This window comes from Pseudomonas sp. Con_6, assembly GCF_059379395.1.
In genome coordinates, this window is sequence record NZ_CM182011.1 from 3856041 (window position 1) to 3876617 (window position 20577).

23 protein-coding genes and 1 pseudogene are annotated in these 20577 nt (G+C 64.5%); 8 read left to right on the forward strand and 16 right to left on the reverse strand.

Annotation, left to right across the window (positions count from 1 at the left end):
* The first annotated feature begins 20 nt into the window (after nucleotides 1–20).
* Together AC5QPF_RS17140 and AC5QPF_RS17145 are read left to right on the forward strand one after the other, a co-directional pair.
* Nucleotides 21–877, forward strand: a protein-coding gene (locus AC5QPF_RS17140; RefSeq protein ID WP_494959024.1) for an IS5 family transposase whose coding sequence is annotated in 2 segments (ribosomal slippage) — nucleotides 21–365 and nucleotides 368–877 — 855 coding nt in all. Because the reading frame shifts where the segments join, the coding sequence is not laid out codon by codon here.
* A pseudogene (locus AC5QPF_RS17145) lies at nucleotides 853–1242 on the forward strand (integrase core domain-containing protein); the annotation flags it as partial. The gene AC5QPF_RS17140 and the pseudogene AC5QPF_RS17145, both read left to right, overlap by 25 nt.
* A gap of 98 nt (nucleotides 1243–1340) precedes the next feature.
* On the opposite strand, the gene AC5QPF_RS17150 reads toward AC5QPF_RS17145, so the two are convergent.
* Both AC5QPF_RS17150 and AC5QPF_RS17155 read right to left on the reverse strand, forming a co-directional pair.
* Nucleotides 1341–1772 carry a hypothetical protein gene (locus AC5QPF_RS17150; RefSeq protein ID WP_494959025.1) on the reverse strand — a complete coding sequence of 144 codons (432 nt, stop codon included), beginning with the start codon at nucleotides 1770–1772 and terminating at the stop codon, nucleotides 1341–1343.
* 3 nt (nucleotides 1773–1775) lie between these two features.
* Nucleotides 1776–2000 (reverse strand): hypothetical protein, encoded by a 225-nt coding sequence (locus AC5QPF_RS17155; protein ID WP_494959026.1) that lies wholly within the window; start codon nucleotides 1998–2000, stop codon nucleotides 1776–1778.
* 121 nt (nucleotides 2001–2121) lie between these two features.
* Between AC5QPF_RS17155 and AC5QPF_RS17160 the strand changes: the two genes are divergently transcribed.
* Nucleotides 2122–2499: a c-type cytochrome gene (locus AC5QPF_RS17160; RefSeq protein WP_494964194.1), complete on the forward strand. Its 378-nt coding sequence runs from the start codon at nucleotides 2122–2124 to the stop codon at nucleotides 2497–2499.
* Here AC5QPF_RS17160 and AC5QPF_RS17165 read toward each other — a convergent pair.
* The 10 genes from AC5QPF_RS17165 to AC5QPF_RS17210 form a co-directional block, all read right to left on the reverse strand.
* A complete protein-coding gene (locus AC5QPF_RS17165) occupies nucleotides 2466–3422 on the reverse strand; it encodes an alpha/beta hydrolase fold domain-containing protein (protein WP_494959027.1) in 957 nt (318 codons plus the stop codon). The two genes, AC5QPF_RS17160 and AC5QPF_RS17165, sit on opposite strands and share 34 nt — an antisense overlap.
* A 174-nt stretch (nucleotides 3423–3596) precedes the next feature.
* On the reverse strand, nucleotides 3597–4877 hold the full coding sequence (locus AC5QPF_RS17170; protein WP_494959028.1) for an OprD family outer membrane porin: 1281 nt from the start codon (nucleotides 4875–4877) through the stop codon (nucleotides 3597–3599).
* A 30-nt stretch (nucleotides 4878–4907) separates the two neighbouring features.
* On the reverse strand, nucleotides 4908–5774 hold the full coding sequence (locus tag AC5QPF_RS17175) for an aldose epimerase family protein (RefSeq protein ID WP_494959029.1): 867 nt from the start codon (nucleotides 5772–5774) through the stop codon (nucleotides 4908–4910).
* A gap of 16 nt (nucleotides 5775–5790) precedes the next feature.
* Entirely contained in the window at nucleotides 5791–6882 is a 1092-nt protein-coding gene (locus AC5QPF_RS17180; protein WP_494959030.1) for an enolase C-terminal domain-like protein, read from the reverse strand.
* A complete protein-coding gene (locus AC5QPF_RS17185; RefSeq protein WP_494959031.1) occupies nucleotides 6879–7688 on the reverse strand; it encodes an NAD-dependent epimerase/dehydratase family protein in 810 nt (269 codons plus the stop codon). Before AC5QPF_RS17185 ends, AC5QPF_RS17180 begins: the two co-directional genes overlap by 4 nt.
* A gap of 103 nt (nucleotides 7689–7791) precedes the next feature.
* Nucleotides 7792–9081, reverse strand: a complete 1290-nt coding sequence (locus AC5QPF_RS17190) for an MFS transporter (RefSeq protein WP_494959032.1) — start codon at nucleotides 9079–9081, stop codon at nucleotides 7792–7794.
* A gap of 85 nt (nucleotides 9082–9166) precedes the next feature.
* Nucleotides 9167–9460, reverse strand: coding sequence for a Dabb family protein (locus tag AC5QPF_RS17195; protein WP_494959033.1), 294 nt, complete (start codon nucleotides 9458–9460; stop codon nucleotides 9167–9169).
* 15 nt (nucleotides 9461–9475) lie between these two features.
* Nucleotides 9476–10882: an aldehyde dehydrogenase family protein gene (locus tag AC5QPF_RS17200; RefSeq protein WP_494959034.1), complete on the reverse strand. Its 1407-nt coding sequence runs from the start codon at nucleotides 10880–10882 to the stop codon at nucleotides 9476–9478.
* A gap of 10 nt (nucleotides 10883–10892) precedes the next feature.
* A complete protein-coding gene (locus tag AC5QPF_RS17205; RefSeq protein WP_494959035.1) occupies nucleotides 10893–11339 on the reverse strand; it encodes a nuclear transport factor 2 family protein in 447 nt (148 codons plus the stop codon).
* 3 nt (nucleotides 11340–11342) lie between these two features.
* On the reverse strand, nucleotides 11343–12152 hold the full coding sequence (locus tag AC5QPF_RS17210) for an RraA family protein (RefSeq protein WP_494959036.1): 810 nt from the start codon (nucleotides 12150–12152) through the stop codon (nucleotides 11343–11345).
* Between the two features lie 174 nt (nucleotides 12153–12326).
* Here AC5QPF_RS17210 and AC5QPF_RS17215 point away from each other — a divergent pair, with 174 nt between their 5' ends.
* The 3 genes from AC5QPF_RS17215 to AC5QPF_RS17225 all read left to right on the forward strand — a co-directional run bounded on the left by AC5QPF_RS17215 (nucleotide 12327) and on the right by AC5QPF_RS17225 (nucleotide 14855).
* Nucleotides 12327–13949, forward strand: a complete 1623-nt coding sequence (locus AC5QPF_RS17215) for an IclR family transcriptional regulator domain-containing protein (RefSeq protein WP_494959037.1) — start codon at nucleotides 12327–12329, stop codon at nucleotides 13947–13949.
* 101 nt (nucleotides 13950–14050) lie between these two features.
* Nucleotides 14051–14218, forward strand: a complete 168-nt coding sequence (locus AC5QPF_RS17220) for a hypothetical protein (RefSeq protein ID WP_494959038.1) — start codon at nucleotides 14051–14053, stop codon at nucleotides 14216–14218.
* Between the two features lie 7 nt (nucleotides 14219–14225).
* The gene (locus AC5QPF_RS17225) at nucleotides 14226–14855 is read left to right on the forward strand and encodes a helix-turn-helix domain-containing protein (RefSeq protein WP_494959039.1); all 630 of its coding nucleotides are present in this window, start codon (nucleotides 14226–14228) and stop codon (nucleotides 14853–14855) included.
* 12 nt (nucleotides 14856–14867) lie between these two features.
* On the opposite strand, the gene AC5QPF_RS17230 is transcribed toward AC5QPF_RS17225, so the two are convergent.
* Nucleotides 14868–15359 (reverse strand): hypothetical protein, encoded by a 492-nt coding sequence (locus AC5QPF_RS17230; protein ID WP_494959040.1) that lies wholly within the window; start codon nucleotides 15357–15359, stop codon nucleotides 14868–14870.
* 365 nt (nucleotides 15360–15724) lie between these two features.
* Between AC5QPF_RS17230 and AC5QPF_RS17235 the strand changes: the two genes are divergently transcribed.
* Complete coding sequence (locus AC5QPF_RS17235) at nucleotides 15725–16504, forward strand: helix-turn-helix domain-containing protein (RefSeq protein WP_494959041.1); 780 nt, start codon at nucleotides 15725–15727, stop codon at nucleotides 16502–16504.
* Nucleotides 16505–16645: 141 nt separating this feature from the next.
* On the opposite strand, the gene AC5QPF_RS17240 is transcribed toward AC5QPF_RS17235, so the two are convergent.
* The 3 genes from AC5QPF_RS17240 to AC5QPF_RS17250 all read right to left on the reverse strand — a co-directional run bounded on the left by AC5QPF_RS17240 (nucleotide 16646) and on the right by AC5QPF_RS17250 (nucleotide 19691).
* The gene (locus AC5QPF_RS17240) at nucleotides 16646–17101 is read right to left on the reverse strand and encodes an REP-associated tyrosine transposase (RefSeq protein WP_494959042.1); all 456 of its coding nucleotides are present in this window, start codon (nucleotides 17099–17101) and stop codon (nucleotides 16646–16648) included.
* 83 nt (nucleotides 17102–17184) lie between these two features.
* On the reverse strand, nucleotides 17185–18666 hold the full coding sequence (locus AC5QPF_RS17245) for an AMP-binding protein (protein WP_494959043.1): 1482 nt from the start codon (nucleotides 18664–18666) through the stop codon (nucleotides 17185–17187).
* A gap of 2 nt (nucleotides 18667–18668) precedes the next feature.
* Entirely contained in the window at nucleotides 18669–19691 is a 1023-nt protein-coding gene (locus AC5QPF_RS17250) for an alcohol dehydrogenase catalytic domain-containing protein (RefSeq protein WP_494959044.1), read from the reverse strand.
* A 147-nt stretch (nucleotides 19692–19838) separates the two neighbouring features.
* On the opposite strand from AC5QPF_RS17250, the gene AC5QPF_RS17255 reads away from it, so the two are divergent.
* The gene (locus AC5QPF_RS17255) at nucleotides 19839–20540 is read left to right on the forward strand and encodes an enoyl-CoA hydratase-related protein (protein WP_494959045.1); all 702 of its coding nucleotides are present in this window, start codon (nucleotides 19839–19841) and stop codon (nucleotides 20538–20540) included.
* Nucleotides 20541–20577: the final 37 nt, after the last annotated feature.

Here is a 20577-nt window from a genome sequence, read left to right on the forward strand (position 1 = left end):
TTTCAGCGCGGAACTCTGCCATGCCCAAACAGCGATACGAAATTTCCGACGCCGACTGGGAGCTGGTCGCGGACCTCTTCAACACGCCGCGTCGCACAGGACGCCCGCGTGCCAATGACCGATTGATGCTTAACGGTGTTTTCTGGGTGCTTTGCTCTGGTGCAACCTGGCGAGACATGCCTGAGCGATATGGTCCCTGGTCCACGGTTTATCAGCGATTTCGAGACTGGCGAAATCAAGGCACGTTCAACAAGATGCTCAAGCGGATGCACGTCAAACTCAACGCACAAGGACTGATCGATCTGGATACCTGGTGCATTGACTCAACGGCAGTCAAAGCGACCCGGGCCTCATCTGGAGCAGGCCAAAAAGGGGGGCGGAAGAACCAGCGGACCACGCGCTTGGGCGAAGTCGGGCAGGGTTAACGACGAAAATTCATATGGTCTGCGACGCTCGAGGTGTGCCTCTGCACTTCACTCTGTCTGGTGGACAAGCCAGTGACATCTCCCATGCTCAACCGCTACTTGATGGTGTCCAGGTGTCTACCGGCTGGGGCAGACCTCGCAAGCGTTGCCGCAAACTCGTAGCTGACAAGGGTTACGACGCTGAATCGCTCAGGAAGTACTGCGATCGCTATCGCATGCAGCCTGTCATTCCTTACCGAGTCATGAAGCGCAAGCCCAAGCCCGGGCTACCGCGGCTATTCGACAAGCCCAAGTACCGAGAGCGCAACGTCATCGAACGTCTATTTGGCTGGCTGAAAGAGCACCGGCGGCTGGCCACACGTTACTGCAAGCTCGCAACAAGTTATGCGGCCATGGTCACATTGGCCTGCTGCCGGCGGTGTTTACGACATCTCTTTTCGTACAGTGCCTAGAACAAGCCCTTCACGCCCGTCGGCCTGAGCCTCATCGACTGGTTCACCACAGCGACAGAGGCTCGCAATATCTGTCGATTCGTTACAGCGAACGGCTGGGAGAAGCGGGTATTGAGCCGTCAGTTGGCAATACCGGTGACAGCTACGACAACGCAATGGCAGAGACCATCAATGGCCTTTACAAGACCGAGCTGATTCACAAACGAGGGCCATGGAAAAGTGTTGAAAGCTTGGAATGGGAAACGCTGAAATGGGTGGCTTGGTTCAACCATCAGCACCTGCTGGAGCCGATTGGAAATAGGCCGCCGGCTGAGTTTGAGGCACTATACGAACAGAGTCAGACAACAAGCCCAATTGCAGCCTGACTCAAATAAAACAGCCTCCGCGATACCCGGGGCGGTTCACTACCGCCCAATTGAAAAAACTCTAATGGGCTTCCTGCTCCCTCCTTAGCTATTATTACTTACTTCCACTTAAAATCCTTCATATCTGCAGAGAATCCATCCCAATCGCCAGAGCTGAACGCGTGTATTGCCTTTTGGGAGTTACCATCATCATGAAACCCCGTTACTGCCAAACCTAACTTTAACGAAACCACAAACCCAAAAACCTCCTTCAAGTCATCATCCTCTATTGAAAGCCAGTCCAAAAAACCATTCAACCACTCAACATCAAACCCATTTATTTTCACAGCGCAGCCAGGAAGAATTGTGCACTCTCGAAAAACTTTCGAGCTAGAATCAAACCTTAATATGAAGCCATCAAAATGAATTTCGGCTTCCCCTTCTAAATTCAGGGACGTATCACAAGGTAGCCCAAACGAAGAAACCACAACATCTTGCTTGCTACCGAATAAAAAATTATTTACGCCGCGATAGGATTCAATATTTATCATTTTTTACGCCTTGACTTTGGAGGAAACCTGGCGCGTGCACTGCAGCGACAACAGCTCGGACCCCGCATCCTGGGCACACAGCTTGACCTCGATATCCTCCGCCACAAACTGACGGAAATCCCGACCATTGCCCAGCCACTCAAGCATATGGACCTGCTCGTCGGCCTGGTCGAAGCCGGAGAGTTCGACAGGTGTTCCTTTTACCGTGGTCACTAACTCGCGCTGCATGGAAATCCCTTGGATGCGTAATCGACTGCACAAAGCGGCGATTATCGAGCAGGCATCCCTTGAAGCAGAAGCACTGTTTCGGTACAACGCGCCCCGACGCAGCGAACAAGGACGTAAAACAATGAAAACCACACTCGTCGCCATGCTTGGCGTTCTGTCACTGGCCCAGGCAATGCCCTCTCCGGCAGAGAATCTCAACGGCAAGAATATCTACCAGCAGCGCTGCGCCATGTGTCATGGGCCAGACATCAAAGGCACGGGACCGCTGGCCAACAAGAGCAAGCCCCCGACACCCGATCTGACTACCACCGCTTTCAAGAAGCGCCTGAGCGACTACCCGGGCGTCATCGTGTCGTCGGTGATCCTTCGCCCCAACGGCAACCTGATCCCGAAAACGCTGCGTGAGAACGGGGTGAAAGTGCCGCCGTTCGAGTGGAAGGTTCAGGACTTTCGTGATCTGAATGACTACATGACCGGAGTAATCGGCAAAAGTCGTTGATCGGTTGTGTAGCGCACGGCCATTTCTCCGAGCCTGTCCCACAGCCGCTCGACCCTGTCCACGCCAAACGCGCGCAGGCCCGAGTGGACCAGCCCTTCCACCACCTCCACCTCGGCGTCGACACCATCACGCTGTAGTGCCTGTCCGTAGGCCACGCCGTGATCACGCAGCGGATCGACGCCGGCCACGGCGATGAAGGCTGGCGCCAGACCGCTGAAATCCTGCGCCTCCAGCGGCATGGCGCATGGGTCCAGGCGGTCGCTCGCCTGCGGAACGAACCCCGCCAGGGAACGCCGTAGCCCCGATACCGTCATCAACGGTGCCTCGGCATGCTCGTGCATCGACGGCAGGTGTTCACGCGCGGTCAGTACGGGGTAGATCAGCAACTGGCCCAATGGCTGCGCCTGTCCGTCCCGGCGCAAGGCCATGCACAGACCGGCAGCCAGCGTCCCGCCGGCACTGTCGCCCCCAACGATCAAGCGCTCACGACTCAATGCCGGGTCGATCCGCCCCAGGCGCAAGCCCTGCCATGCCGCCAGGCAATCCTCCAGCGGCGCCGGGTAGCTGTATTCCGGGGCGAGTCGGTAGGCCACCGCAACGATCGCCATCGGCACCCGTCGCGCCAGGGCGTAGGCGAACCAATCGTGGGTGTCGAGGTCGCCCTGGTTCCAGCCGCCGCCATGGAGGTAGAGCAAGGTAGGCCAGCCGCCTTCGGGGGCTTGGCCTGCGGGTTTGTAGCGGCGCAGGCGCAGGTCGTCGAGGACGATGTCGTCGATGGTCCAGCCTGGTGGGGGCTCGGGGGTGCAGGCGCGGCAGGCCTGGAGGAAGGCTTCGCGGCGGGCGGTGATGCTGTCGTCGGTGGGGGTGAAGCGTTGGCAGGCGTCGATATAGGCCTGGATTTCGGGGTCGAGGTTGTAGCTCATGACAAAACCCTCATTAGCGCGCTCGCTTTCATGGAACAACACATGAATCACTGATTTGGCAGGGACCTGTGGGAGCGGGTTTACCCGCGATTACAAAGGTGAATTCACCGACGCCATCGCGGGTGAACCCGCTCCCACAGGGTCCGCGTCGTGCTTTGGAACAGCCTCCCGGCCTCAGAACAACGGCAAGGTATACGCCAGGATCACCCGGTTCTCATCCCGCCGCCCGGTGGCATCGCCCTGCAACTGCACATTGCGCCAGCGCAGCGCAAGGTTCTTCAGCGGCCCGCTCTGCACCACGTAGGTGATGTCGATATTGCGCTCCCACTCACTGCCATCCTCGCCAGCGACCTTGAAGTTGTCGCCTTTGACATAGCGAGCGAACGCACTCAGCCCCGGCACGCCCAACGGCGCGAAATCCAGGTCGTAGCGTGCCTGCCAGGAGCGCTCCTGCGCCCGGTCGAAGCGCAGCACCTGCACGGCGTTGGCCGCCGCCGGCAGGTCGGTGTCGTGAATGAACGGCAACGCACTGTCGCCCGCGTTGTACTGGTAACCCAGGCGGAACGTCTGCGGCCCCAGGTTGGCACTGACCATCCCGGAGGTCATGCGGCTGTCCAGCTTGCCGGCCTTCTCCGCGCCAGACTCACCGGTGTCCAGATAATTGAGGGTACCGGACAGGTTCCAGTCACCCAGCTTCCGCGTATGGGTCACGGTCGCGAGGTTCTGCTGGTAGACATCCTCCAGCCGCCCGCCCCACAGCCCCGCCGACCATTGCGGCGTAATGCGCCAGGTACCGCCGAGGTAATTGAAGCGATCACTGAACACGCTGTAGTAGTTGCCCACCTGGATATCCCGCGCCCCGGCGAACTCACGCTGGTTGACCTGGCGCATCTGGCCGACGCTGAGGTCGAGGTTGTCGATCTCCTTCACATCGAGCATTGCGCCCTCGAAGAACTGCGGCAGCAGCCGCGCATCGCCCGAGCTGACCAGCGGGATCTTCGGGAACAGCCCGCCCACCTTCAGCTCGCTTTTCGAATAGCGCAGCTTCAACGCAGCGGTAGCCTCGGAGAACTCGTCCACCGAACGCGGATCGGCATTGCGCGGCCCGCCAGCACGGTTGTACGCCCCCGGCAGCAGCGCGGTGCCGCTACGCGATGGCGAGGAATCCAGCTTCAGCCCCAGGCCGGCGTAGAAGTCCACGCCAACCCCGATGGTGCCCTCGGTATAGCCGGACTCACCCTTGAGAATGAAGCCCTGCGCCCACTCCTCCAGCTTCGACTGTGCGGGCTTGGTGGAGTCGCGCAGGTCGTGGTTGTAGTAGAAGTTGCGCAGGGTGACATTGGCCTTGGCGTCATCGAAAAACGCCGCATGAGCGCCCAGCGGCGCCAGGCCCAGCAGCAGTGCGACAGGTTTTGCCGAGCGAGCGAAGCCCGCCCCGTACGAGGATGATTTCATTGTTTTTGTTCTCTTGTTATGGAGGGTGGATCAGCGTTGCCAGGTGAAGCTCAAGGTGGCCTCCAGGCTTTGCCCGGGGGCCAGTTCATGGGTGCCGCTTTCGGCCCAGTCCACACGTTGGCCGTTGAAGGCGTCGGCGACATGGGACACCGGTTCCAGGCACAGGTAGGCCGAACCCGGCGGGGCAAAGGCGACGAAGTGATTGAGCAGCGGTGAGGCCCGCAGCGAGAGCCGGCCCTCGGGATAGCTCAGGTGCAGTTCGCCGTCCCAGCGCGACTGGTAATGGGCTACCGGCGCGGCGTTGTCGGCCACCAGATGCACCGTCTTCACGGCATCTTCGTAGTCGCCGGTCACAAGGTATTCCTCGTCGATGGCCCACTCACGACCCACCCGATACTCGGCACGCATCCCAGGATGCCGCTGGAAATACGGATGCAGGCCAAGTCCCGCAGGCATCGGCGTGTCGCCAAGGTTGGTCACGCGCAAGGTGATTTCCAACCGATCGCCGTCCAGGGCGAACGCCTGCTCGGCACGAAACGCCCAGGGCCAGTGCTCACCGTCATAATCGCAACGGATCAGCGCCTGCCCGGCATCGGCACTCACCACTTCCCACGGACGGGTATGGGTCACGCCATGCAAGGTGTGTGGCCGCGCTGCCGGGTGCGCCGGCAAGCGATGCTCGACGCCGTTGAAGACCAACCGCGCATCCCGCAGACGATTGGAATACGGCATCAGCGGATAGGCCCCGGCCCGCGGCCAGTCGAGCGGATCGAACGCATCACCGGTGATCGGCAACAACAGATCCAGCCCGCCAGCCCGCAGCGCGGCGATACGCCCGCCCCATTGCGGTAACAGGTGCAGTTGCCAGGTCGAATTGCCCAGTTCAATGGATTTCATGACACCTCCGCCCCCTTCAGCTACGCCGGAAGCGCTCGATCACCTGCAGGTCGATATCCAGGCCAAGACCCGGCCCTTGCGGCACCTGCAGCAGGTTGCCACTGCGCAGCGCCTCCACCGGATACAGCCAGTCCGCCGGCTCGACGAACAGGTACTCCACCTGCGGCACCGTCGGCTGTACCGCCGCCAGGTGCAGGGTGGCGATCAGGCCGGGGCCGAAGTACGGGCAGTGCGGCAGCACCACGGCGTCATGCTGGCGCGCCAGCTCGGCGATGCGCAGGCATTCGGAGATGCCGCCGACCTTGGTCACGCTGGGCTGGATCGAGTCTACCGCCTTGCTGACCAACGCCTGCTCGAACTGCATCGCGGTGCACCAGTTCTCCCCCGCCGACAGCGGCACGCCCTGCCCGCGCAGGCTGGCCAGGGTGGCGAAGTCTTCGGGCGGGAAGATCGGTTCTTCCAGCCAGGCCAGCTTCAGGTCGCGCAGGGCCGGCAGCCACTCGCGGGTGTCGCTGACCTTCCAGCCGCAGTTGACGTCGGTGGCCAGCGGCACGTCGTCGCCAATGGCCCGGCGGCAGGCGGCGATCTCGGCGACCGTCACCTCATGCAGCTTGATATCGCTGAAGCCCATGGCCAATGCCTTCTCGCAGATGGCCGGGGCCACCTCGTCGTCGGCATAGCGCACCAGGCTGGCATAGGCCGGCACCTGCTCGCGGGTCGCCTCGCCCAGCAGGCGGTGCAGCGGCAGGTTGCGGCGGCGCGCGGCCAGGTCCCAGAGGGCGATGTCCACGCCGGAGATGGCGAACAGGGTCACGCCATAGCGGCCGAACAGGTGCAGGCGCAGCTGCAGTTCCTGGTTGAAGGCGGCGATGTCGGTGATTTCCCGGTTCAGCAGCAGTGGCGCGATCAGGCGGTCGACCAGGGCCTTGGTGGCGTCGGCGACGAAGTAGCCGAAAGCCTCGCCCCAGCCGACATTGCCCTGCTCGTCTTCCAGGCGGATCAGCACGTTTTCCAGGGTGTGCCAGGTGGTCGGGGTGATGCCCAGGCCCTTGCCGCCGTCGTGGAAGGGGATTTCCACGACCTGGGTGTCGATACGGACGATCTTCATACGCGCTCCAGCACACTGGCCAAGGGAACGCCGGCGTAGGCACCGCCGACATGGTCACGGCCCGAGCCTTCGGCGGCCATGGCTTCGTAAGGCAGGTAATCCGCGGCGAGGTGGTCGCCTGCGTTGTCCTGCGGCGCATAGCCCAGTTCGCGGGCACGGCGGTTGTGGAACAGCGGATCGGGGCTTTCCGAGACGCCATAGACGATCTCGTTGCGCACCGCCGGGTGCTCCAGGCCGATCAGCAGCAACTGGGCCAGGTCGCGGGCGCTGGTCCACATCCGCAGGCGCCGGGCATCGGAGACCTTGGGATCGGCGTTACCGATACGGACGATGAAGGTCGCCAGCTCGCCCCGCAGGGAGAAGGTGGCGCAGGCAGCCTCGCCGAACACCTTGCTCATCGCGTAGTAGCTGTCCGGGGCCACGGGCATGTCGTCGAAGAACTCGGCGTGGTCGCTGCGGTACTGGCCCAGCACATGGTGGCTGCTGGCGAAGACGAAGCGCTTGACGCCAAAACGCTGCGCGGCTTCCAGCAGGTACAGGGTGGCGTGGTAGTTGGCTTCGACAGTGGCCTGGAACTGGATGTTGGTGCCATGGGCACAGGCCAGGTGAAGGATGCCATCGACGCCCTCCACCGCCTGGCGCACGCAGTCCGGGTCGGTGAGGTCGCCGACCAGCGCGCTTTCGCCGTCGACCAGCCCTTGCACGGGCTTGCGGTCGAGCAGGCGCAGGTCGAAGCGCTGGCGCAGGAAGGGCCGCAGTGCGGTCCCGACGATACCGGCGGCGCCGGTGACAAGAAGCGTAGGCATGACGAATTCCTGAAAAGCTTGGGGTTTGGCCAGCCCTGGTTGGGGCTGGCCTGGCACGGCGGACCGCGCCACGGTTACCGGCCCGCAGGCCGGTGGTCGAGTATCAGGCCGCGGCAACCGCCGCGCCCTGCTTCGCCGGCTTCTGGCCGACAAAGAACGCCACGATCAGCGCACCCAGCACACCCAGCCCGCCGGCCAGGGCAAAGCCGCTGCCGTAGGTGCCGGTGGCCTGGATGATGAAGCCGGTGACGGTCGGCGCGACGATCCCGGACAGGTTGGCCAGGCCGTGCATGAAGCCGCCGGCGGTGCCCACCTGGTGATCCGGCACCGCATCCTGGATCAGTGACCAGTAGGCCGGCGCGGTCAGCATCAGGAAGCCGATGGCGACGGTCATCACCGCCACGGTACTGGTGACCGACTCCACTCGCCCGGTCATTGCGATGCACACCGCCGCCACCAGCAGGCAGCTGACCAGCACCACCTTGCGCGAGAACATCTGCTTGCCAGTACGCTTGAACACCCAGTCGATCAGCAGGCCGCCGCAGATGAAACCGACGGTACCCACCAGCCACGGCAGCGCGGTGACGATGCTCATGGACTTGAGGTCGATGCCCTTGGCGTCGATCAGGTAGCTGGGGAACCAGGTCATGAAGAAATACAGGATGTAGTTGTAACAGAACAGCGAGACACCGGTGACCAGCACCGAACGTTGCAGGATGATCTGCAGCACCGGCGTGCGTGGCGCCTGCTCGGCGGTCATCACCGGGGCTTCACGGCCTTCGTTGATCTCGGCCAGTTCTTCGGCACTCACCTTCGAGTGCTCCTGCGGCGTCGAGGTGGCCAGGCGGTACCAGGCGATGGCCCAGAGCACGCCAACCACGGCGATCACCACAAAGGCCACGCGCCAGCCCAGCCACAGGGCGAGGAAGCCGACGATGGGGCCGGCCAGGGCGCCGCCCAGTGGGCCGCCGGCCTGGTTGATGCCGATGGCGCGGGCGCGTTCCTTGATCGGGAACCAGCTGTTGACGGTCTTGTTGGCGGTAGTCGACACCGGGCCTTCACCCACGCCGAACAGCGCACGGACAATCAGCAGCGACCAGAAGTTGAAGGCCAGCGCGGTGGAACCGCAGAGCACCGACCAGAAGCTCATGGACCAGGTCAGCACCTTCTTCGGCCCGAAGCGGTCGGCCAGGTAGCCGCCGACGAAGCAGAACAGCGCGTAGCCGAAGAAGAAGCTGCTGAAGATCATGCCCTTCTCGGCAGGGGTCAGGTGGTACTCCTGGGTAATGAACGGCATGGCGATGGACAGCGCAGCCCGGTCGACATAGTTGATGATCATGGCGATGAACAGCATCGTCAGGATCGTCCAGCGGTAATTCTTTTTCTTGTTCATGTACGTCTCCGTCCGGCGCCAGTGGCAGACCGGATCTTGTTGTTATAGCGCCGAACCCCAGGCAGGGTTCGGCTGCCTGTCGGGTCTAGACGCTGTAATCCACTGCCACCCACTCGAAGTACTGCTTGAGGTCCTCGACCAGGGCCTGGTGCGCGGGATGGGGCAGGTAACGCTCGACCGCAGCCGCATCGTCGAAGCCCGAGTCGAGGATGTAGTCCCAGCAGATGGGGCGATCCAGCTCGTTGGCGGCGACGGTCCAGTCACGGATGAAATCGATCTCCTGATCGAGGCCACGCATGCGCGCGACCAGGCGTTGCTCCAGTTCCGGCTGCCGCTCGACATCAGCCAGGCGGCGGAACATCACGACATGACGCATCATCGCGGCGCCCTCCCCTCAGCCCAGGACCCAGGCCGGCGCATCCTGCAGCGCAACGGGGCGCAGGAAGCGCTCCAGCGCGGCATAGCCGACCGAGGTGGTGTGCGGGGTGGTCGACGACGGCCAGGGACCGCCATGCTGCTGGGCATGGCACACGGCGACACCGGTGGGCACGCCGGCGAACAGCACGCGGCCGGAGATCTTTTCCGCCGCGCGGACCAGTTGGCGATTCTCGTCGCTGGCGGCTTGCGCGCCCCACAAGGTGGTGGTCAGGCTGCCGCCCACCGCTTCCAGCACTTCGATGACCTGTTCGACCGAGGCGGCACGTACCACCAGCGCGGCCGGGCCGAACATCTCTTCACGCAGGTGCGGGTTGGCGATGAACTCGCTCGCCCCGGTGACGAACAGCCGCGGAGCGGGACCCGCGCCATCGGCGGCCGGTTCGAAGACCTTCGCCGCATGGCTGGCGACGGTGGCAGCGGCCGCCTCGAAGCCCTGGCGCATGCCCGGCGTGAGCATACGGTGCGTGGCGAGCGGCGCAATGGCCTCGGCCAGCTGGGCGACGAAGCGCTCGCTGTGGGGCGAGTCCAGCAGCACGATCAGGCCGGGGCTGGTGCAGAACTGGCCGCAACCCAGGGTGATCGAGCCGGCCAGGGTCTTCGCCAGGCCTTCGCTGTCATTCTCCAGCGCGGCAGGCAACGCCACCAGCGGATTGATCGAACCCAGCTCACCGTAGAACGGCACCGGACGCGGGCGGTCATTGGCCGCCTGCCACAGGGCCTTGCCGCCCTGGTAGGAACCGGTGAAGGCTACCGCGGCGATATCCGGGTGCTGGACCAGATAGGTGCCACCGACGCGGGACGCTGCTTCGACCAGGGTCAGCACACCTTCCGGCAGGCCCTGCTGACGGACCACGCCAGCGACCAGCTCGAATACCGCGCGGGACAGTTCCGGGTGACCGGAATGGGGCTTCACCACCACCGGGCAGCCAGCGGCCAGGGCCGAGGCGGTATCGCCGCCCAGCACCGAGAAGGCGAACGGGAAGTTGCTGGCAGAGAACATCGCCACCGGGCCAAGAGCACGTTGCACCCGCACCAGTGCCGGACGCCCGGCAGGTGGCGCGCCGGCCACGGCTTCGCTGACGACCTGGCGGTACGGCACGCCGGCCTGCACTTCGCTGGCGAAACCGCGCAGCTGGAAGGCGGTGCGAGCCACTTCGCCATTGAGGCGGGCTTCACCCAGGCCGCTTTCGCGGTCGGCGATAGCCACCAGTTCCGCCTGCTGGCCTTCCAGCGCATCGGCCAGGCCATTCAGCAAGGCGGCACGTACAGCGGCTGGGGATTGCGCCCAGAAATCGGCGGCAGCGGCAGCCTTGGCGACGACCTGGTCGATGGCCGCCAGGGACGGATCTTTTTGCTCGGTCATTAGGGATTCCTTAGCGGGCTTTGGGTTCGAGGTGGTAGCCGCGGCCGGTGTAGTCGAAGTCCACCAACTCGTTGATCGCCACGTCCTTGTCCGCCGGCGAGGCGTAGTAGGCGCGGATCTCGCGGATCAGGCCGGTCTCTTCGTCGAACACGTACCACTCGTCACCGCGCAGGGCGGTGCCCAGCTTGCTTTTCCAGTGGGTCCACTCGATCACCGCTTCATTGCTGTCGTGGCTGACCAGGATCTTCTCGATGGTCCACTGCGAACCCAGGTTCTCCACGCACCACACCCACTTGCGGGCGATGGTGTCGGCGGTGCGCCACGGCACTTCCGGCAGGCCGGCGGGGAAGTAATGCACGGCGTCGGGGGTGAAGCAGGACACCAGCTTGTCGTAGTCGCCCTCGTTGCAGGCGTCGAAGTAGCGGCGGATCAGTTGCGCGTGCTTGTGCTCGGCCATGGATCAGCCCTCTTTCTTGTCGATGATCGACGGGATGGCCGGACGGCCGTTGGCGACCCAGGCGTGGTAGTCGGAGACCGACGCCGGGCTTGGCGGGTATACGCCCCACAGCGCTTCGCCTGCGGCAATGCGCATGGCCAGGTAGTTCTCGATGTCGTCCTGTACGGTGCACACCTCGGCCAGTTCCTCGGCCAGGTGGGCCGGGACCACGGTCAGGCCATCGGCGTCGCCGACGATGATGTCGCCGGGGTACACGGCGACACCGGCGCAGCCGATCGGCACCTGCAGGTCGGCGACGTGGTGGTAGGAAATACGGGTGGTGGCGGTGATCTCGCGGGCATAGGCCGGCAGGTTCATCGCGGCGATCTCGCTGCCGTCGCGCAGGGCACCGTCGGTGACGATGGCCTTGGCGCCACGGGCCAGCAGGCGGGTCACCAGGATATTGCCGGCGGAGGCCGCGGCGGGATCGTTGCGGCTGTCGATCACCAGCACGTCGCCAGCCTGCACCTGCTCCACGCCGATCCATTGCAGGTTGTCGTCGTTGGGCTTGGTGGTCATGGTCTGGTAGGTGTCGATGTCTTCACGGGCGGGGATGAAGCGCATGGTGAAGGCACGGCCGGCGAACGGCTTGGTGTCGCGGGTCATGGCACGCAGGCCCACCAGCGCCGGCTGGCGGAAGCCGCGCTTGAACAGCTGGGTGGTCAACGAACCGCTGCTGCACGCGGCCAGTTTGGCCAGGGTGGCGTCACTGACTTCGACGCGCTTGCCCGAGGCGCTTTCGTGGGCATCGGCGTAGGTGTGGATGACGGACATTCTTGTAGGTTCTCCAGGCGGGGTTCATCCGATGGGTGGCGGGCGCTGATTCCCAACATATGGAACAAATGTCCCTTGCCACCCCCGTTGACCTCGATTCTATGGGGGAAAAACCCGCCAGGAAGGGGCAGAATCGATGCCCTGGCCATACCGTTCCAACTGATGGGAAAAACCATGAAAACAGGTGAAGGCACCGCCGCCCTCGAAAAAGCCCTCGATGTCCTCCAGGCCGTGGGCGCCGAACCCCGTGGCATCAGCCAGGCGCAACTGGCCGAACAGGTACCACTGCCGCGCACCACCCTGTACCGCATCCTCGCCACCCTGGTAGAGCGCGGGATGATCCGCCGCGACCCGACGCGCAAGGTCTATCGCCTGGGCTTCAACTACCTGGAGATGGTGCGCAACGCTTACCTGGAGCCGGACCTTGTGGCCGCTGCCAGCGCCGAGCTGCGGGCCTTGCGCGATCTCACCGGGGAAACCTCGTACCTGGCCGTGCTGGACGGCAACCAGGTGCTGTCGCTGGAGCGCTGCGACGGCGCCCACACCCTGCGTTCGGCGGCCAGCCTCGGCCAGGGCAAGCCGGTGTATTGCACGGGCCAGGGCAAGGCGATCCTGTCGGCGCTGTCGGCGGTGGCGCGGGATGAAATCCTCAAGGGCCTGGTGCTGGAACCGCTGACCCCGCTGACCATCACCGACCGCCGTCGCCTGCTGGCCGAGCTGCAGATCACCCGCACCCGCGGCTACGCCCTGGATGACGAGGAAATCCGCCTGGGCGTGCGCTGCGTGGCGGCGCCGATCATCGACAAGCAGGGCCTGGTGCGCGGCGCGCTCAGCGTGGCCGGGCCAGCTTATCGCCTGACACTGGAGCGCCTGACCCTGCTGGGACCGGAACTGGCCGACGCAGCGCGGCGGGTGGGCGAGCAATTGCGTCCGGAAGCGGCACAGCGGCCATCCGGGGCGTTGCAGGTGTTGCCGGCGCCCTGGTCGTTTCACGGGGCCTTTCCGCGTTGGCATGCGGCGAGCGGCACGCTGTACTGGGCGGACACGCTGGCGCCGGCGATCCACGCCTGGGACGGCAAGACCAGTCGCCTGCTGACCCGCCTGGACCTGCCGGTGCGGGCCATGGAACTGCACCGCGACGGTCTGCTGGTGGCCCAGGCTGGCGGGTGGTCGCTGGTGGACTGGGAGGGTCGCGAGCATCCGATGCAGGATGTGCTCGGCAGTCGCCTGCTGGCGCTGGCCGGTCATCCTTCGGGCAGCCTGTGGGCCTGTGCGCGGACGGCCGGTGGCTGCCTGATCGGCGAGATGAGCAGCGAGGGCGAGTTGCGCCATGGCTGGGCGCTGAGCGAGCAGATCAGCGGCTTTCGCTGGGATGCCAGTGGCAGCGCGGTATATGCGATCGCGCCGGAGACCGGGGATATCCTGCGTTTGCAGCCGGGGAGCACGGTGGTGCGGCGGTTGGCGTCCTTGCCACGGGGCGGTGGCAGCCTCAGCGGGCTGGCGCTGGATGCGCAAGGTGGCGTCTGGACCACCCAGCGAGATGGCTGGAGTCTGGCGCGCTTCGATGCCGAGGGGAATCTGGAGCGGATGATCGGACTGCCGGTGCCCTGCCCCACGGACCTGTGTTTTGGCGGGCCGGACTTGCGGACCTTGTTCATTACCAGCGCCAGGCAGGAGCTGAAGCTGGAGGTGCTGGGCAGCGCGCCGGATTCCGGGTGTGTGTTGCAGGTGGAGAGCGAGGTGGCTGGTCAGGTGGCAGGGGGTTCCGTGAGCTCCTACCGGATGCACGACCTTTAAATTCCACAAAGGCATTAATAAATGAAAATTAATTATTTCTGGTTCTATAGGTAAGTCCGTAGTCTCAGCCCATGCCCAAGGCCTCAGACAAGGAACATCCCATGAGCCAAGCCGCCGCTACCGTCATCGACTTCACCCTCCACCGCAAACGCAAGCAGGCCCAGCAACAAGGCCGCCTGCTCTGGGCGATGTACGCGCAACAGGCCGGCTTCGCCACGCAACCCGCGAGTGTCGCCGCCACCGCGGCAAAAGCCCCGCGCCACGCGTGAGGCCATCATGAACCTGCCCACCGGTTTCCTCGTCACCTCCGACGAGCCGCCGCTAAGCCTGCCGCAAGCCGGTCTCGAAGACGACGGCATCGGCCAGCGCGTCGCCAGCAACCTGCAACGCCTGCGCGGCAAACGCCAGTTGTCCCTGGACGCCCTGGCCCGGGCCAGCGGCGTCAGCCGGGCGATGCTGGCGCAGATCGAATCGGGGCGCAGCGTGCCGTCGATCCGCGTGCTGTGCAAGATCGCCCGCGGCCTGAAGGTCTCGGTGGCAGCCTTTCTCGATGACGATGGCTGCGCCGGCGTGACCGTCCTGCCCGCCCGCCAGAGCAAACGCCTGGTCAGTGGCAGCGGCAGCTTCGTCAGCCGTGCGCTGTATCCGGTGGATGCACCGCAGCGAGCGGAGTTCTATGAGTTGCGGGTCAGCCCGCTGGGGGAGGAGCACTCCGCAGGACATGGGCCCGGGGTGCGGGAAAACCTGGTGGTGGCCCAGGGCGCGCTGGAGATCAGCGTGAACGAGGAGAGATTCTTGCTGGCGACCGGCGATTCGATCGTGTTCTACGCCGACCAGCCCCACTGCTACCGGAACCCGGTGGACAGCGAGGCGGTGGCGTACCTGGTGGTCACCCACCCGGAATGAAGCCGCGCTGAATCAGCAGGTGCAGCACATCATCGGCATGCCGTTGCAGCTCATCATCATCGGCATGCTGCAGTCGTTCATCATCTTCATCATCAGCATGCAGCAGTTGTTCATCATCTCCATGCTCATGCCCGCCATCGGCATCATCTTGCAGGTCATGCAATCGGCCATCAGGGTGCATTCCATCATGCACTTCATCATCGGCATCATCATGCCGTTCATGGGCATGGCCATCATCGGCATGCTCATGGTGTTCATGCCCATCATCATCAGGTTGCCGCACTGCATCATCATCGGCATGCCGCAGTTCATCATCATCTGCATCATCTGCGCGCTGTTGCGGAACATGGACATGTCCATGCCTGCAGCCGGTTTCATGGTGCAGAGCATGCCGCCCTCGACCATTTCGCAGGTCATGGTGGCCATCATCATCGGCATGCCGGCCATTGGCATCATCGGCATGGCGGCGGTCATGTTCATCGGCATCTGCATTGCGTTCATCATGGTGAAATCCTTGTTCGAAGTGACGAGGGGGATGAGTTCGATGGGGGCGATTCTAGGGCCGGGCCGGATGGCGGCAAGATGGCGGAACAGCAGCGGGCGGGACTGTCGTGGCAGCCTATGGACGCAGATGACAAGCCTTCCGGCTGCAATGACGACGAAAGCGAAGCAATCACGATCATCAGTGACGACCTGACGTCGAAAACGACAGCATGGATATCGCTGAAAAGCCCAAGCTCATAACCTGGATGCATATTCGATCTAAGCGACCGGAAAATAATCGCCGACAGCGGCTCTTCACCCGGTGATGGATCGCGGCTAACCTTGGCGACCGACCGTTACTCCCTGTTCTGGAACTCCCTGTCACGATGGACATCCCTTCCCCGCAACCCGCGACCAACGGCAAGGACACCGCCGGCGGCCGCGTCCAGGTCATCGACCGCTCGATCGTCCTGCTGCGCACCCTGGCCACCCTCAAGCATGGCGCCAGCGCCCTCGACCTGGCGCGACACACCGGTATCGAGCGCTCCACCATCCACCGCCTGCTCAAGACCCTGACCCATTGGGGGCTGATCGAGTCACGCGGGGCGATCTACCACATCGGGCCGGAGAGCCTGATCTACTCCGCCGCCTACCTGAACCGCCTGAACCTGCGCCGCATCGCCCTGCCCTATGCCATCGAGCTGCAACGGGTGATCGGCGAGCGGCCGGCGATCGTCTCGCTGTCGGTGCCGGTGGGCGACCAGGTGGTACTGATCGAGCGCATGTGGACGCCGAGCACGCCGCTCAATGTCATCGTCGACCTGGCCGACCAGTTCCCCATCGAAGGCAGCCCTAGCGGGCGTGCGGTGCTGGCGACCTACAGTGCGGCGATGGCGTTGGCGGTGCTCGGTGAAGAGCGTTATGCCAAGGCGCTGCCGGCGCTGGAGCTGATCCGCAGCGAGCGGGATTTTGCCTTTGGGCATGGGGAGTTCAAACCGGGGTTGTCGTCGGTGGCGTTTCCGATCCGGGTCGAGAGTGGCCAGGCCCTGGGCGCGTTGGTGGTGGCGGGATTGGGGATGGAGGAAGAAACCCATCCCGGCTCGTCGCTGGCGGCGCATGTGCGGCGGGCTTGTGAGGGGATTGCGGGGCAGTTGGGCAACCCCTGAGCTCGAGGTTGCCTTGACTGACGCCATCGCGGGCAATGCCCGCTCCCACAAGGATCGCCGCCAGCCACAAGATCCGGGCCCGACGCTAAACCTGTGGGAGCGGGCGTTGCCCGCGATGAGGCCCTCAGCTACGCCGCCATCTCAAAGCCACACCGCATCCCAATGCGGATAATCCCCAACCCGTGATACCAGCCCGGCCCTCAAGGGGTTGGCAACGATGTACCGAGCCACAGCCACCACATCGTCATCCCGGCGCAACGCCCGGTCATGAAACCCTGCCTGCCACAAGGGCCCGCTTCGACCCTGGCGCTTGTTGACCAGGCAAGTGCTCCGACATTTCACCCGCCGCATCAACGTCGCCAGTGATACCACCTTCAATTCGACCAGCCAGTGCACATGATCCGGCATCACCACCCAAGCCAGGGACCTGGCCAGCCCACGATCTTCGGCATACCGCAACTGCTCGACCATCAACCTGGCCAAGGAAAAATCCGCGAATACCGGGACGCGTCCCGCCACGGTGCTGGTCAACAAATACAACTGGTCAGGTATCGAAACCCGCCCCCGGCGCAGCCGGTGGGAAGCTGGACAGTCCATGTCATGCTCCTTGCGAATGAACCCTCAAGGTAGAAAGCCCAACCCGCCTGTGCCGCATGGGATTGAAACCGGACATTTCCCGGCTACAGCCCCAACCCCTCCAACAACCGCCCCCGCTGCACCTTCCCATAATGCGAGCGCGGCAGTTCCTCGACGAAGAACACCCGCCGCGGCACCTTGTAGCGCGACAACTGCCCGCGACAATGCTCGATCAGCGCCTCGGCCGAGGGCATCCGCCCGGCTTCGACGACCACCGCCGCGCACACCTGCTCGCCCCATTCCACATCGCTGACGCCGAACACATGGGCCTCGCGCACCGCAGGATGGGCCAGCAGGCTCTGCTCTACCTCCCCCGGTTGCACCGACTTGCCGCCGCTGCGGATGATGTCCTTGCACCGGCCCAGTACTTCCAGGCGGCCATCCGGACGGATCCGGCCAAGATCGCCGCTGCGCAGCCAGCCGTCCTCCAGCACCTCGGCGCTGCGTTCGGGCTGCTGCCAGTAGCCGCTCATCAACTGCGGCCCGCCTAACAAGATCTCACCCACGCCGTCGGTGCCCGCCCGGTCGATGCGCACCGCCGCCGAGAACAGCGGCCGCCCTACCACCCCTTCGCCACTCTCCCCACCCTCCCGCAGCAACGCCATCTGCCCAGCAGCGAGGTAGCAGCTCCACGGTGCCTCGGTCATGCCGTAGAGCACGGCAATACGCCCGGCGAAAAGACTGAAGGAGCCATCCAGCACATCGCCAGTCAGGGCCGCCGCACCAATATCGAGGGTCTTGAACGACGGCAAGGACGCTGCCTGGGCACCCGTCTCGCGCAACAGACGCAACAGCTGGGTCGGCACCAGCGAGCTGAAGGCCACCCGATGCTCCACCAGTTGCCCGATGAACGTCTTGCTGTCGAAGCGCCCGCCCAGCACCACCTGGCCACCGGCAAGCAGATGGGCCAGCACCGCCACCGCCGCGATGGGCCATAGTGGCCGCACATTGAGCAGCACGTCCCCCGGTACCGCGCCACGGGCCATGGCGATGTTCTGCAACACCGCGCAGAGGCTGGCGTGGCGATGCATCACCGCCTTGGGTACACCGGTGGTGCCGCCGGTGTAGTTCAACGAGGCCAGGGATCGCGGGGACTGTGCCGCGCGGGGCAGCAGGTCGGCGGAGAACTCGGGGACGAAGGACTCGAGCGCACGACAGACAATACCGGCCTCGCGCAGCACCTGCGCCATGTCCGTGTAGGCCGTCGAATACAACAGCAACACCGCGCCGGCATCGCGCAACTGCGCCAGCAGTTCCTCCCGCGACAGGCTCGAATCCAGCGGCACCCGCACCCGCCCGTTGGCCATGCAACCGTAGTCGGCGATCAGGTAGTCGATACTGGCATCGGCCAGCAAGGCCACACGCTCGCCCGGAGCGACCGCGAGGTCTTCGAGCACCTGCCCGAACGCGCTGAGCGCCCGGTCCAGCTGGGCAAAACTCAGGCGTCGCTGCCGCGCAGGTTCGAACAGCGCCGGCGCATCCGGCCACTTACAGGCCGCCTGGCCCAGCAGGGTACTGATATCCATGCTCACCACCCGCTCAGGACGATACGCCCGCTGACCTGCCGCGACTCCAGCAACACATGGGCCTCGGCCGCCTGCGGGAACGGCAGCACCCGGTCGATCAAGGGCCTGACCTGTCCACCGTGGATCAGCGCCAGCGCCGTGCGCAATTGCTCCAGCGTCGCGCTGCCCGAGCCTTGCAGCTTCAGGCGCCGGCCAATCAGCAGCCCCGGATTCACCGGCACCGCGCCCGGCTCGACATTGCCCAGCACCACCACCCGGCCGCCCAGGGTCATGCTGCGCAGAGAGTCTTCAAGGGTGTGCCCAAGGTTCTCCATCGCCACGTCGACGCCACGCTTGCCGGTAAGCTTCCACACCTCGGCGCTGTATCCACCGGCAGCCACCACCACCTCATGGGCGCCCAGTTCATGCAGGAAATCCCGCTTCGACGCACTGCCGGTGACAGCAATCACTCGCGCCCCCAGCGCCCGTGCCAACTGGATCTGGTGCGCCCCCAGCCCGCCGCTGGCGCCATTGACCAGCACCGTCTCCCCCGGCTGCAAGCCGGCTTCGCCATACAGCGCGCGCACGCTGGTGGCGATCGGGCAGGACGCCAGCGCCGCCAGGGCGTAGTCCAATCCTTCAGGCAACTCGACGGCGGAAATCGCCGGAATCCGCAGGTACTCGGCGTAGGCCCCCTCGGTATCCACCGACGGCAGCCCCAGCGCCCGGCACAGGTCCTGGCGCCCGCGCAGGCAGTCACGGCACTGGCCGCAGAAGCGCCGCTGGTAGACCACCACCCGCGCCCCGACCTTCAACTGCAACACGCCAGCGCCGACCTCGACCACTTCCCCGGCCACCTCATGCCCCAGCACCACACCGGTATGGGCCCCCGGCAACTGCCCGGCACGGTGCAGCAGATCGTGATGGCAAACCCCGGCCGCATGCACGCGCACCAGCACTTCACCCGGCCCGGCCTGCGGCGTGGGCACCTCTTCCAGCTGCAATTGCTCCGGTCCGCCGAAGGCCTTCAGTACTATCGCTTTCATTTTTTATAACCATTTATGAGGAACACAAAACATGTTCGTATAACAAACATGTTGTCTGCATTATGAACATACATTAAGTTTTCCCCACTTCGACGCCACGCCGCAAGAGGCAAAGCGTCTTTCTTTCACACGCAGCGAAAACCAGTCATGACCGTCGACTATCAATCCCTTGGCGAGGGCGTGGTGCAGATCACCCTGAACCGCCCCGAGCGCCTGAATGCCCTGGATGGCCAGGCCAAGCGCGAGCTGGCCGAAGCCTGGGCCCGTGCTGCCGAGGACCGGCAAGCCCGTGCCATCGTCCTGCGCGGCGCCGGTGACAAGGCCTTCTGCGCCGGCTCCGACCTCAAGGAGATCCAGGCCACCGGCGAAGCCGTGACCAGCGCCCTGCTCGCCCGTGCCTTGCCGGATGTCGGCCTGGACCTGGACAAGCCGGTGGTCGCCGCCTTGCACGGCCACACCCTGGGCCTGGGCATCAGCCTGGCGATCCACTGCGATTTCCGCATCGCCCGTCCGGATACCCGCTTCAGCTTTCCAGAAGTGCGCCACGGCATGCTCTCCGGCTTCAGCGCAATCACCCTGCCCAGCCTGATCGGCGAAGCGGCGGCGCTGGACATCATGCTCAGCGCCCGCAGCTTCGATGCCGAAGAGGCCCTGGCCCTGGGGCTGATCAACCGCATCGCGCAGGACCCGCACGCCGCCGCCATCGAACTGGCGGCGCAACTGGCCGGCTACTCGGCCAAGGCCATGGCCTGGAGCAAGACCCTGCTGCTGGCCACGCGCAAGCAGCGTCTCAAGGAGCACATGGCGCTGGTCGACCAGGCCCGACAGGACGTCATGCTGTACCGATAACCAGAACGACAAGCCCAACACCCAGCCTCGCCAGTAC

Excerpts from the sequence above, each read along its gene's own strand:
- AC5QPF_RS17150 (WP_494959025.1), bottom strand. The coding sequence starts at position 1,772 with ATGATAAATATTGAATCCTATCGCGGCGTAAATAATTTTTTATTCGGT.
- AC5QPF_RS17155 (WP_494959026.1), bottom strand. The coding sequence starts at position 2,000 with ATGCAGCGCGAGTTAGTGACCACGGTAAAAGGAACACCTGTCGAACTC.
- AC5QPF_RS17160 (WP_494964194.1), top strand. The coding sequence starts at position 2,122 with ATGAAAACCACACTCGTCGCCATGCTTGGCGTTCTGTCACTGGCCCAG.
- AC5QPF_RS17165 (WP_494959027.1), bottom strand. The coding sequence starts at position 3,422 with ATGAGCTACAACCTCGACCCCGAAATCCAGGCCTATATCGACGCCTGC.
- AC5QPF_RS17170 (WP_494959028.1), bottom strand. The coding sequence starts at position 4,877 with ATGAAATCATCCTCGTACGGGGCGGGCTTCGCTCGCTCGGCAAAACCT.
- AC5QPF_RS17175 (WP_494959029.1), bottom strand. The coding sequence starts at position 5,774 with ATGAAATCCATTGAACTGGGCAATTCGACCTGGCAACTGCACCTGTTA.
- AC5QPF_RS17180 (WP_494959030.1), bottom strand. The coding sequence starts at position 6,882 with ATGAAGATCGTCCGTATCGACACCCAGGTCGTGGAAATCCCCTTCCAC.
- AC5QPF_RS17185 (WP_494959031.1), bottom strand. The coding sequence starts at position 7,688 with ATGCCTACGCTTCTTGTCACCGGCGCCGCCGGTATCGTCGGGACCGCA.
- AC5QPF_RS17190 (WP_494959032.1), bottom strand. The coding sequence starts at position 9,081 with ATGAACAAGAAAAAGAATTACCGCTGGACGATCCTGACGATGCTGTTC.
- AC5QPF_RS17195 (WP_494959033.1), bottom strand. The coding sequence starts at position 9,460 with ATGATGCGTCATGTCGTGATGTTCCGCCGCCTGGCTGATGTCGAGCGG.
- AC5QPF_RS17200 (WP_494959034.1), bottom strand. The coding sequence starts at position 10,882 with ATGACCGAGCAAAAAGATCCGTCCCTGGCGGCCATCGACCAGGTCGTC.
- AC5QPF_RS17205 (WP_494959035.1), bottom strand. The coding sequence starts at position 11,339 with ATGGCCGAGCACAAGCACGCGCAACTGATCCGCCGCTACTTCGACGCC.
- AC5QPF_RS17210 (WP_494959036.1), bottom strand. The coding sequence starts at position 12,152 with ATGTCCGTCATCCACACCTACGCCGATGCCCACGAAAGCGCCTCGGGC.
- AC5QPF_RS17215 (WP_494959037.1), top strand. The coding sequence starts at position 12,327 with ATGAAAACAGGTGAAGGCACCGCCGCCCTCGAAAAAGCCCTCGATGTC.
- AC5QPF_RS17220 (WP_494959038.1), top strand. The coding sequence starts at position 14,051 with ATGAGCCAAGCCGCCGCTACCGTCATCGACTTCACCCTCCACCGCAAA.
- AC5QPF_RS17225 (WP_494959039.1), top strand. The coding sequence starts at position 14,226 with ATGAACCTGCCCACCGGTTTCCTCGTCACCTCCGACGAGCCGCCGCTA.
- AC5QPF_RS17230 (WP_494959040.1), bottom strand. The coding sequence starts at position 15,359 with ATGATGAACGCAATGCAGATGCCGATGAACATGACCGCCGCCATGCCG.
- AC5QPF_RS17235 (WP_494959041.1), top strand. The coding sequence starts at position 15,725 with ATGGACATCCCTTCCCCGCAACCCGCGACCAACGGCAAGGACACCGCC.
- AC5QPF_RS17240 (WP_494959042.1), bottom strand. The coding sequence starts at position 17,101 with ATGGACTGTCCAGCTTCCCACCGGCTGCGCCGGGGGCGGGTTTCGATA.
- AC5QPF_RS17245 (WP_494959043.1), bottom strand. The coding sequence starts at position 18,666 with ATGGATATCAGTACCCTGCTGGGCCAGGCGGCCTGTAAGTGGCCGGAT.
- AC5QPF_RS17250 (WP_494959044.1), bottom strand. The coding sequence starts at position 19,691 with ATGAAAGCGATAGTACTGAAGGCCTTCGGCGGACCGGAGCAATTGCAG.
- AC5QPF_RS17255 (WP_494959045.1), top strand. The coding sequence starts at position 19,839 with ATGACCGTCGACTATCAATCCCTTGGCGAGGGCGTGGTGCAGATCACC.